This is a genomic window from Chitinophaga pinensis, assembly GCF_007896845.1.
Lineage (GTDB): Bacteria > Bacteroidota > Bacteroidia > Chitinophagales > Chitinophagaceae > Chitinophaga > Chitinophaga pinensis_C.
On the sequence record NZ_VOHS01000020.1, the window covers coordinates 100,884 to 112,315 of the forward strand.

10 protein-coding genes are annotated in these 11,432 nt (G+C 44.1%); 9 read left to right on the top strand and 1 reads right to left on the bottom strand.

Annotated elements, in window-relative coordinates; translation table 11 throughout:
• The first annotated feature begins 9 nt into the window (after positions 1 to 9).
• The 6 genes from FEF09_RS19140 (at position 10) to FEF09_RS19165 (ending at position 8,112) form a co-directional block, all read left to right on the top strand.
• Positions 10 to 1,017, top strand: a complete 1,008-nt coding sequence (locus tag FEF09_RS19140; protein ID WP_146306609.1) for a PorP/SprF family type IX secretion system membrane protein — start codon at positions 10 to 12, stop codon at positions 1,015 to 1,017.
• A 38-nt stretch (positions 1,018 to 1,055) separates the two neighbouring features.
• Positions 1,056 to 2,840 carry an OmpA family protein gene (locus FEF09_RS19145; RefSeq protein ID WP_146306610.1) on the top strand — a complete coding sequence of 595 codons (1,785 nt, stop codon included), beginning with the start codon at positions 1,056 to 1,058 and terminating at the stop codon, positions 2,838 to 2,840.
• Between the two features lie 31 nt (positions 2,841 to 2,871).
• The gene (locus FEF09_RS19150; protein WP_146306611.1) at positions 2,872 to 3,903 is read left to right on the top strand and encodes a type IX secretion system membrane protein PorP/SprF; all 1,032 of its coding nucleotides are present in this window, start codon (positions 2,872 to 2,874) and stop codon (positions 3,901 to 3,903) included.
• Positions 3,904 to 3,973: 70 nt separating this feature from the next.
• Positions 3,974 to 4,534 (top strand): hypothetical protein, encoded by a 561-nt coding sequence (locus FEF09_RS19155; RefSeq protein WP_146306612.1) that lies wholly within the window; start codon positions 3,974 to 3,976, stop codon positions 4,532 to 4,534.
• Positions 4,535 to 4,643: 109 nt separating this feature from the next.
• Entirely contained in the window at positions 4,644 to 5,225 is a 582-nt protein-coding gene (locus FEF09_RS19160) for an RNA polymerase sigma factor (protein ID WP_146306613.1), read from the top strand.
• Between the two features lie 340 nt (positions 5,226 to 5,565).
• Positions 5,566 to 8,112: an outer membrane beta-barrel protein gene (locus FEF09_RS19165; protein WP_186774407.1), complete on the top strand. Its 2,547-nt coding sequence runs from the start codon at positions 5,566 to 5,568 to the stop codon at positions 8,110 to 8,112.
• 40 nt (positions 8,113 to 8,152) lie between these two features.
• On the opposite strand, the gene FEF09_RS19170 is transcribed toward FEF09_RS19165, so the two are convergent.
• The gene (locus FEF09_RS19170) at positions 8,153 to 9,208 is read right to left on the bottom strand and encodes a class I fructose-bisphosphate aldolase (protein WP_261387602.1); all 1,056 of its coding nucleotides are present in this window, start codon (positions 9,206 to 9,208) and stop codon (positions 8,153 to 8,155) included.
• An 895-nt stretch (positions 9,209 to 10,103) separates the two neighbouring features.
• On the opposite strand from FEF09_RS19170, the gene FEF09_RS19175 reads away from it, so the two are divergent.
• The 3 genes from FEF09_RS19175 to FEF09_RS30800 all read left to right on the top strand — a co-directional run bounded on the left by FEF09_RS19175 (position 10,104) and on the right by FEF09_RS30800 (position 10,947).
• Positions 10,104 to 10,259 (top strand): histidine kinase dimerization/phosphoacceptor domain -containing protein, encoded by a 156-nt coding sequence (locus tag FEF09_RS19175; protein WP_222597038.1) that lies wholly within the window; start codon positions 10,104 to 10,106, stop codon positions 10,257 to 10,259.
• A 59-nt stretch (positions 10,260 to 10,318) separates the two neighbouring features.
• Complete coding sequence (locus tag FEF09_RS19180; protein WP_146306616.1) at positions 10,319 to 10,573, top strand: ATP-binding protein; 255 nt, start codon at positions 10,319 to 10,321, stop codon at positions 10,571 to 10,573.
• A gap of 224 nt (positions 10,574 to 10,797) precedes the next feature.
• A complete protein-coding gene (locus tag FEF09_RS30800) occupies positions 10,798 to 10,947 on the top strand; it encodes a hypothetical protein (protein WP_222597039.1) in 150 nt (49 codons plus the stop codon).
• Positions 10,948 to 11,432 lie beyond the last annotated feature (485 nt).

Consider the following 11,432-nt stretch of genomic DNA (forward strand, 5'->3'; position numbering starts at 1 on the left):
TCGACCAAAATGAGAAATATACTATCTATCATCCTGGTATTGCCCTTTCTGATCTTCATAGGGAATACAGCAACAGCACAGACAGATCCGCATTTTTCCCAGTACTATGTGTATCCGTCATGGCTTAACCCGGCACTGACCGGTGCATTTGATGGCCAGTACCGCATTGGTGCCATCTATCGTAATCAATGGGGAAATATCAGCGATCCGTTTACAACGTATGGTGTTGCTGCTGATTTCACCACCAACAAACAGTTCAATTTTGGCGCCAGCGTATTGAACCAGAAAGCTGGCGATGGTGGTTACAACTATACGACTGCTTACGGTAGTGCCTCTTATACAGGCGTACGTTTTGGCGCTGAAGGGTATCACCGCGTAGTGTTTGGCTTACAGTTCGGTATGATCCAGCGTAAGTTCGATGCTTCCAAACTGACCTTCGGTGATCAATGGAACCCCATCACCGGTTATAATCCGGGTACGCCAAGCGCTGATGGTTTCAGCCGGACATCTTCTACCTCTTTTGATGCAGGAGCTGGCGTATTGTATTACGATGCGGAACCAGGAAAGAAGTATAACATTTTTGGCGGTTTCTCCGTAGCACATCTGACCCGTCCGACTGATCAGTTCAGCGTTACAGGTGACGCACGTTTCCCTATGCGCTTTACAGGTCATGCCGGTGTGAAACTGGCAGTGACTGATGCAATCAGTATAACGCCTAACATTCTTTACCTGAGACAGGGTAATGCAGAAGAGAAAATGGCCGGCGCTTACGGACAATTGTTTGTAAATCCCATCACTGACGTATTGCTGGGTGTCAACTATAGGTTCAAAGATGCGGTATCCACACATGCCGGTTTCACTTACAAGAGCTTTACACTGGGTGTGAGCTATGACATCAATACTTCTGAACTGAGCAAAATGGCGAGAGGCTCTAACAGTTTCGAACTGTCCCTCACTTTCATCGGCAGAAAGCTTTTCAGATCACAGGAAGCGGAGTTTGTTTGTCCGCGTCTCTAATATGAACCTCATCCGTCAACACGTATCAAAAGAAGAACATGAAACGTATTTTTCTTACCATAGCAATGTTTTCAGCAGTAGCCATCAGCAAGGCACAGGTGGCCTACAACTATCTGAGAGCTGCTGACTATTACTACAAGAATGCAGAATATAGCTCTGCGGCTCCTTATTATGAGAAATACCTGGCAGGAGCCAGAAAGATTGTAAGCGATGCCGCATACAGACCTTATAACACACAACCGTCTGCAAAGAAATCGCTGGCAACTGTCAGCAGTGAACAGCAGGCTATTTATAAACTGGCAGAAAGCTATCGTCTGTTACACGACTACAGTAAAGCAGTACCCTGGTATGCAGAAGCCACTGAGTTTGATAAAGCAGCATTCCCGCTCGCAGGTTACCACTACGCAGTAGCACTCCGTGCGCTGGGAAGACATGAGTTGGCGGAAAAGGCATTTACTGATTTTCTGACCTATTACACTGTAGAAGATAATTACCGTGCTACCGCACAACGTGAATTACAGAACCTGCGTTTTGTGATTGCTGAAATGGCTAAACCAGATCTGAACCTGTATAAGGTAGAAAAGGCGCCAACAATCATCAATCCGATCGGTGCTAACTATGCACCGGTATGGTATAAGGAAAATGTACTGGTCTTTACTTCTACAAGACCCGATAAAGATATAAAAGGACATGCCTTTGTAAACCGTCTCTACAGTGCGGATTACGCAACGGGTCAGCCTGATACGGTAAGCCGTCTGAATATTCCGCAACCGAAAGATGTGGATCAGGGTGTGATCGCCCTGACGCCTGATGGGAATACTTTATTTCTGACCCGCTGGACAGTAAAACAGGGTAAGAAAAGTGCCGCTATCTATAGCAGTAAAAAAACAGGTGATACCTGGAGTGAGCCGGTAATATTGGATACTATGCTTAATGTGCCAGGTTTCAGTGCGCAGCAACCTTTTGTAACTCCTGACGGCAAACGCCTGATCTATGCGAGTGACAGACCCGGAGGTGTAGGCGCATTTGATCTCTGGGAAGCAGAGCTGAATGGAGAAGGCACCCCTTTCTTCACAAAGAACTTAGGACCGGTTGTAAACACCCCATGGAACGAAGAAGCACCTTATTACCATGCAGCTTCCGGTTTATTGGTATTCTCTACTGATGGTCGTGTAGGTATGGGAGGATTTGATTTCTTCTATACAAAAGAGTCAGCAGGTACATGGTCTGAACCAGTGAATTTTGGTTATCCGGTAAATTCCGTGAAAGATGATATGTACTTCACCAGCAAAGGCAGTAAAGACAATATCCTCGAATCTGTATGGCTTTCTTCTGACAGAGATGCGGCTTGTTGTCTGGAACTGTTTTCACTGAAGAAAGTAGTACCACCACCTCCTCCGCCTCCACCGGCACCAAAACCAGAACCACAGATCATCGCATTGGAACCACCAGCAACAGATGGACCTATTGTGCTTGAAAATGTATACTACGACTTCAACGAGTCCTATCTGCAACCGGCTTCTTTCCCTTCATTGGATAGACTGGTAGCAATGCTGAAGAAGTATCCGAAGATTGTGATCGAATTAAGCGCACATACAGATAGCAAAGGCTCAAATGAGCTGAATGAAAAACTGTCTGATGCACGTGCGAAAAGTTGTGTTGACTACCTCGTAAGTCAGGGCATTGAAAGTACCCGTCTGCAGGCTAAAGGATACGCTGCTTCTCATCCGGTAGCACCTAACACAAATAAGGATGGTTCTGATAATCCTGAAGGCCGTGCGCGTAACCGCAGAACGGAGTTCAAGATCCTCAGCCGCGAATAAGCTAATGCACACCACTAAAAACAAAAAGCTTATGAAAAGAAAACCATTGTTGCTGCTGTTGCTGGTAGTCTTATCGCAGGGCTTACATGCACAACAACAGCCGCACTACACACAGTATATCCTGAATCCTTTCATTATCAATCCCGCAGTGGCTGGTATTGAAAACTACTGGGATGTAAAGGCAAGTCATCGTCATCAGTGGACAGGGTTGAACGGAGCACCGGTGACGACTTACCTGACAGTGCATGGTCCGCTTCGCAAAAGCGATTACCCTGTAGCCAGTGTAACCGGTTTAACCCCTCCGGGAGATAATCCCAGAGGCCGCGCATACTGGCAGGAGTATACTACGCCACCCGCACATGCGGGTGTGGGGATGACTATTTTGAATGATAAGACTGGCCCGTTGAGCAGGTTCTCAATCAGTGCAACATATGCACATCATATTCCACTGTCAACAAGACTGAGCATCAGCGGAGGTATCTCTGTAGGTATGCAGTCCGTATCGGTAGATGCGGCAAAGTTACAGTTCCAGCAACCGGGCGATCCGGTAGTAGCATCCAGCGCCCTGCTGAATAAATGGAGGCCTGAAGTGAATGCCGGATTGTTGTTGTACGGACCGGATTTCTATTTAGGTGCGGCAGCCCAGAATATCGTTCCCCAGGAGGTTGCTTATGATAATGGTAAAGTAGTGGGTGATTCTCTTTACAGAGGGAAGCTGGTGCCGCACCTCTTTTTCTCAGGTGGTTACAGATTGTGGCTGAGTGAAGATTTTACCATGTTGCCATCTGTAATGGTCAGACTGGTAACCGCAGCGCCGGTAAGCTATGATGTGAACGCAAAGTTCATGTATCGCGACCGCATGTGGGTGGGTGGTTCTTATCGTGTAAAGGATGGTTTTGCCGCGATGCTGGGTGTGAATATCAGTTCAACCATCAACATCGGCTATGCCTACGATTACACCACCTCTTCGCTCAATGCAGTCAGCAAGGGTACACATGAAATACTGATCGGTTTTCTGCTCGGCAACCGGTATGGTGACCTGTGTCCCCGGAATAATTTCTGATCAACGGATGGAATGACACTTTGATAATTTATTAAACCAAACATCTTAATTAAAACACAAACAATTACTTATGAAACGAATTTCCAGTTTTTTCTTTGTCGCGGTTATGTTCTCTTTAATGGTAGGTATGGCTTCCTGCGGAAAGGATGGTGATGTAGGACCTGAAGGACCTGCCGGTGAAAATGGCGCTAAAGGCGACAAGGGAGATAAGGGAGACAAAGGTGACGCAGGCTCCGCGAATATTATCTACTCTGAATGGCTCGAAACACAATTCGCACTGGATACAGCCAGCGGTGAATACGAATGGGCTGTTGAAGTACCTGAAATTACAAGTGAAGTACTCAACACAGGACTTGTGAAAATATACTTCAATCTGTACCTGGCTACAGATCCAAGAGTATCATCCGTACCTTATGTAGAAGGAGATCTGTATATCAGAGATCTGCTGGCTGAAGGCGGATTGATACTGTTGAGCAACTACAATGTAAGTACACAGACGAACTCCTCTGGTCAGAAGAGATTCCTGGTAAGATATGTGATTATTCCTGGTGCTGCCGCTGGACGTGTATCCAAAGGTATTGACTGGGGTAACTATGCTGAAGTAAAAGCTTACTTCGGACTGAAGAACTAGTTTACTAATGACCATCTCCATCAAAACCACATGTAAGATGGCTGCTTTATCCAGGGCGGCCGGTTTTTTTAACATCTTTTTTTGCCCGGTTTTTTAAAAAATTAATGACATGAACAGATATTGTGACCTGACAGATGAAGAACTCATAAGATTGTACAGATCCGGCAACGACCGTGCATTTACCGTACTTGTGCACAGGCACAAGAACAGGATCTTTACAACCATCATGCTGTTGGTAAAAGACAGATGCCTGGCGGAAGATATATTCCAGGATGTGTTCATAAAAATCATCAATGCCTTCAATGAAGGCCACTACCTTGACAACAGTCGCTTTATAGCCTGGGCCGTCAGGATCGCCCATAACTGTTGTATCAGCCATTTTCGTAAAAAGACAGCAGCTTTTGCCATTATCTACAGAGATGAAATTTCCAATCAAATATACCAACAGGTAGAAAGTCAGGAACAACGCATTATCACCAGAGAAACACATGCGTCCGTGCAGCAATTGATAGATCGTCTGCCTGAAGCACAGCGTGAAGCGCTTATCTTAAGATACTATGCCGACCTCTCCTTCAAAGAGATCGCCCAGATCGTCAATGTCGGTATTAATACCGCATTGGGAAGGGTACGGTATGCCGTCATGAACATGCGTAAAATGATGGAAAGAGAAACAAGCCCGGAAGCCGTATAAAAGCTCCGTATGGAGCTTTTTACTGCTTTTTTCCCCATACCGCAATCAGTATGCAGTAGCCCTATATTTTTACTGGCGGTCTCCCTAAAAAAGACTAAATTCATCTGACAAAACAGCATTATGCTGCAGGATACTTTTGCCACTTTACAGGAGACCCGGAATTATGATTGTTTGTTAGTAGCCGTATAGTCAAGTTAACCAGTTTGCCCGTTAGCCCGTAATCAGCAGTATCCATTCAACAGGTCTGAATTGAATTCCATATTTTCTTATGAAGAGGATCTTCCTGCTCATTTGTTTTTTTTGCTGCCTGCAAGCCTTGTCGGCGCAAACAACATATAACGTGTCAGGTACCATCAGAGACACCACCGGTCAGGAAATGATCGGCGCTAACGTGTGGCTGATGGCCGGACGAGATACCATGCATACTATCAGCAACGAAACCGGCAGATTCTCCTTTCAGCAGGTACGTCAATCTATATTTACCATCCGTGTCAGTGTACTGGGGTATGAAACCTGGTACCGGGAATTTTCGTTTCGGGAAGCCGGTGCACAAATTGACCTGCCACTTATTAAACTTACCATGAAAACCAACGAGCTGAAAGAAGTCGTGGTAAAAGGAAGACTTTCTCCCGTCATCATAAAGGAAGATACCATCGAATATCGTGCAGACCAGTATCGCCTCCGGCAGAATGCTGTTGCAGAAGACCTGCTGAAACGGTTGCCGGGTATGCAGGTGGATATGGAGGGGAATGTACAGACCATGGGTAAGAAAATTACCAAGGTCCGGATCAACGGGAAAGATTTTATGATCGATGATATTAAAACACTGACCCGCTTATTGCCCGTTGACCTGATTGATAAGATACAGCTGATCGACGACTATGGTGATCTGGCCCGTGCTACCGGCAGGAAAGTAGGAGAGCCGGAGAAAATACTGAATATAGAAACCAAAGCAGATCTGGAAAAAGTATATCAGGTACAGGCACTGGCAGGTACCGGTAATGATGGCCGGTATAATGCTGCCGCACTGGCTAATTTTTTCAGTGAAAAGCAACAACTCTCTATAAATGGTAATACCAATAACACATCGGCTCAAGTGGGGAATACAGTTGCTTCTATAGGCAACATCAACTATCGTGGAAACTATTCAAAGGCTTTTTCTTTGAATCTGGGTATCCTTGGTGGCCGTACTACCAGTGAACTGGAATCACTGAGTACCGTGAAAACAGTCACGACCGACGGTACCTTATCAAGTGTCAATACAAGTAATAACAGCAGCCGGACTGAAAACTATAACATCAATATCGGTACTGAATACAAGCCGAAAGAAGGAGATATGCTCAACTTCAACTTTAACGTATCCGGAAATAAGAGCACCAATAACAGTTTTACCAGCGCTATCCAAAGCGGATTACAAAGAAAAGATCAGATCACTGCGAGCAGTAACATAAGCAATACCCCCGTTTATATGGTAGGGATGTTTGGCACACACCGTCTCTCTGATCTGGGAAGGATAGTTTCTGTAGGAATATATGCTAATTCTACAAGTAATAATAACCTGCAGGATGGTATTGACAGTCTGCGGTACTATAATCCAGATAGTACCGTAGCAAAAGATTCTGTACTACATCAGTTACTGGATAAGCGGAATAAGACACTCACCGCCAACGGGCAGATATCTTATGTGGAGCCGCTTGATTCTGTCAATAGTCTTGAGTTTCGTTACTCCCTTAACTATAATCGTACTGACAATATACAGGATACCCGGTGGATCAATGCAGATGGAAAGATCAACAGGATAGACTCTCTCAGCAACAGCTATATCTATACACAGATACAACATCAGATAGAATTGAACTATCGGCGCGCTAAGAATAAATGGGATATGAACTTCGGTATGCGCCTGGTACCTGCAAGTCTGAACAGCAGTATGGCTGGCGGTATAAACAGGGCAGTCGTAAAAAGCAATAAACTGGTGCCGGTATTCCGTATACAGTACAAACTTCCCAGACAGGCAATGGTGAGCTTAGCCTACGCAGGCAATGTGATGTTTCCGACTTATCAGCAATTGCAACCTGTTCCCGATCTGACCAATGCACAGTTCCCGGTCATTGGTAATCCTGATTTACGCCCTGCATTTGCCCACGCGTTGTTTTTTAACTATAGAAATGCAGGTCTGAATACCTTGTTTTTACATCTGTCGGCTAATTATACACAAGATAAAGTAGTAACAAATGTTTCACTGGTCAGAGATAGTTTTAATACCGTCAAACAGGAAACCCGTTTTCTGAATACAAATGGTGACTATAATTTCCGTTTTATTTATGGATGGTCTTATCGGATCGATGATGGTAAGTACAACTTATTCATGGATGGAAACGCCTCCTACAATAACAACATCCTCTATATGGATAATGTGCGTAAAACAGGGCAGAATCTGGTGGTCAATCAAACAGTCCGCGCAAATATGCTACGGGAATGGATGGAGCTGACAGGTAGTGTTGCTTATACTTACAACCGCAATGTTTATGTACTACAGGAGAATAATATCACCAATATCAGTACATGGAATTTTAACCTCAATAGTAAAATATATTTTCTGAAAACATTTAGTATAGCCGGTGACCTTACGAAGCAGTTAAACACCGGATTCAGCGGAGCACTCACAGCTAATCCGCTGTTAGTGAACGGAACGATCGAAAAGTTATTCTTCAAGCGAAAGTTAACATGTCGTCTGCAGGGATTTAACCTTTTAGATGAGACCTCCAGATTATCTCAGACAATCACCGGAAATACAGTAGTGGAGAATCAGAACAGATTACTCGGGCGGTACTTTATGTTCTCTTTACAATGCGACCTCCGGTTGTTCAAGGGACTTAAACCCTGATTGATTTTATTATACAGAGAAAGGGTATGTAGTATTAACACTACATGCCCTTTTCGCTGTATGATATTACATTACGCAACATCAATTTCTTTTGATAAATAAACGTCCTGTATGGTGTGGAGCAGTGATACACCTTCTTCAAACGGACGCTGAAAAGCTTTTCTTCCGATATCAGGCCCATACCTCCTGCACGTTTATTGATCACAGCTGTCTTAACAGCTTCTTTCAGATCGCCTGCGCCGGATGATGCACCTCCTGAATTGATCAATCCGATACGACCACTGTAACAGTTCAGTACCTGATAACGACAGAGGTCAATAGGGTGATCTGTAGTGAGATCGGTGTACATTCTCTCATCCAGTTTGCCATAACTGCTGCTACCCATATTAAGTGCCTTGTAACCGCCATTGTTTTCAGGCAGTTTTTGTTTGATGATATCTGCCTGTATGGTTACACCAAGGTGGTTAGCCTGACCGGTGAGATCCGCCGATACATGATAGTCTTTTCCACCTGTTTTAAAGGCGTCATTCCGTAGATAACACCAGAGGATGGTCGCCATACCCAATGAATGCGCTTCTTCAAATGCAGCGGCTACTTCTGTAATCTGACGGCGTGCATCTGAAGATCCAAAATAAATGGTTGCACCTACTGCGACAGCACCAAGATTCCACGCATCTCTTACTGTACCAAACATGATCTGCTCAAAACTGTTAGGGTAAGTCAGCAGTTCATTGTGATTGATCTTAACAATAAAAGGTATTTTATGTGCATACTTGCGCGACATGAGTGCTAATCCCCCGTATGTGGTGGCCACACCGTTACAGCCTCCTTCAATGGCAAGTCTGACGATGTTCTCCGGATCAAAATACATAGGATTTGCCGCAAAAGAAGCACCTCCGCTATGCTCTATCCCCTGATCTATTGGTAAGATCGATACATATCCCGTTCCGCCAAGACGACCTGCACCATACAATTGGGCCAGGCTTCTCAGTGTCTGGGGTGTCCGGTTGGAAAACACAAAATGTTTGTCGAGAAAATCAGCTGAGGGCAGGTGTAATCGTTCTTTTGGTACTTTGGTGCTTTTGTAAGTGAGCAAATCCTGGCTTCGTCCCCAAGTATGCTGTTGATTTTTCTGGAGTCATGGTTTTGTGTTTTTTGTTATATGATGAACGTATATTACTTATAACACCTGATCAATTGTCTTGTTAATTGTTGTCTTTTGGTGCTGGTCTCCTATATCTTCTTTGTCATTTCATCCGTGAATCTGCCTGCTCCGCATGCGGAACGCAGACTATCCGGTGTGCCGGCACTACAAAAGAGAAGAGAATAGTAAGTAACAAATAAGTGCCCTCATTAAAAAGGGATTCTGGGTTGATTGCCTGCACGACTTCCATGCCAGAGAATTAACCAGTTGACTATTAATAGATTGTTTTTCAGACAGCACGGATAATACGATTGTATTTCGCCGATCAGCGAAATATAACAGATCTGTTAAACTGGACTTTGCTACAAGTTGTTATAAATCAGTTTATAAAGAAATGGCATCACAGTTGTTAAATCTGTGTCGGATTGATCGGGTATAGGATAAGCAGACCGTCCTTTATCCGGATAATCAGTCCGGTTTTTCAAGGATCGGATCCATTATTATCATTGATAGCATTTTTGCTTTGAACACATTACCGTTGCCTTCACCATTACTCACAGCTTTTTGTGCCTGAATTCCACGTTTGTTGACGTCTGGATAAAGTACCCCGTATATACAGTCGCCGCTGTTGTATCATTGCTGGGGGCAGGCTTTGCAATCTGGCGACTTAGCTGGCTGTATTATCAGCGCCTCGGAGAAATAAGACGTTTACGGTTTAAGCTGAATGAGTTTGACAGGTATCTGGGAATATTACCCGTGAAAAAGACTGGCTGATGGAAGAAACACATCACAGGGTAAAAAAATCTGCAGATGGCAATAAGTCTGCTGAATACACAATATACCTTTCTTGCAGATACGAAGCGCGTCAGCAGTCCGTAATACACAACACCGGATGTTTGCTATTTCTCTGGTATACCAGAAACTATATCAGGAAGACGCGTTGTCAACGATCGATATTCCTCAGTATATCAGTGAATTGTTGGATTCTCTTAAAGATGAATGAAGTAGATACCGATATTGACTTCCATCGTAAAACAGTACCTTTAAAGCTCGATGTTGCGCTTGCCATTCCTTTCGGCATTATTTATCACAGAAGCAATCAGTAATATTTTCAGACATGCATTTACCGGCCGGAAAAAAGGTATTGTAAACATCTCATTGCAAAGCAATGATGGCAAACATTATACATTACTGATAAAGGATAATGGAGAAGGATTACCTGTTGATTTTGACCCCTATGCAGACACCTCCATGGGATTGATGCTGATGACAGGCCTGAGCAGACAGGTGAGAGAACCTTACATATTTATATTATAACGGTGTTACCGTAGTGCTGGATTTTCTGAACGATGGCAGGCTGCCGGATAACTTGTAAATTACATTGAGAAATGACCATGAAGGAAATATACTGATCGTCGAAGACGAATTTATTGTGGGAAATGATCTCAACTGATGCTTAGAAAAGCAGTTATGCAGTCTGCGGCATTGCTGCTTCTGTTGATAAGCCAAGCAATGATAGAAAATAACCAACCTGGGTGCTGTTGGACATCTTTCTGTTGGATGGCTCATTAGGTACAGATCTGGCCGGATATCTCAGACAGAAGAATATCGGATTTATATATATATCTTCAAATACCAATCAGAGTATACTGGAAATTGCGCGTGCTACCAGACCTTATGGATTCTGGTAAAACATTCCGGGAGAAAGACCTCCTGATCATGCTGGACATCGCCAGATACAACCATCGAATAACCTGCAAATGGGATTGCAACGTGAACATTAATGCAAAAGCATTGCAGCAGATTCTTGAAGCGCCCTTTGAATTATCTGACAAGATCGCCCTATCCCGGGGGTGTTACAGACGTTTGTTCCATTTGATTATCTAAATATTGCTATCGCCGGCAAAAGGCCGAATACATTGGAAGACCTGAGCTTCCAGAGAACAGGCTACGATGAATACGAACAGCTGGATAACGCAGACTTGTGTAAATCTTTAGGCTTTGACAGAAATAACATACTTGCAGGAAAAATTACACAGCTGCAGGTGAAACAGGTCTATCTGAACGATGTCGAATTCGACAATGGATAGCTGACAGTCCATGGGAACGTAACTGAGTGATCATCTCCGTCTGAACCCAGACTGGCTATTGCGATCACATTATCCAATGGTATGCG

What these genes read in the sequence shown, in the direction of transcription:
- FEF09_RS19140 (WP_146306609.1), top strand. Translation starts at nt 10, where the DNA reads ATGAGAAATATACTATCTATCATCCTGGTATTGCCCTTTCTGATCTTC.
- FEF09_RS19145 (WP_146306610.1), top strand. Translation starts at nt 1,056, where the DNA reads ATGAAACGTATTTTTCTTACCATAGCAATGTTTTCAGCAGTAGCCATC.
- FEF09_RS19150 (WP_146306611.1), top strand. Translation starts at nt 2,872, where the DNA reads ATGAAAAGAAAACCATTGTTGCTGCTGTTGCTGGTAGTCTTATCGCAG.
- FEF09_RS19155 (WP_146306612.1), top strand. Translation starts at nt 3,974, where the DNA reads ATGAAACGAATTTCCAGTTTTTTCTTTGTCGCGGTTATGTTCTCTTTA.
- FEF09_RS19160 (WP_146306613.1), top strand. Translation starts at nt 4,644, where the DNA reads ATGAACAGATATTGTGACCTGACAGATGAAGAACTCATAAGATTGTAC.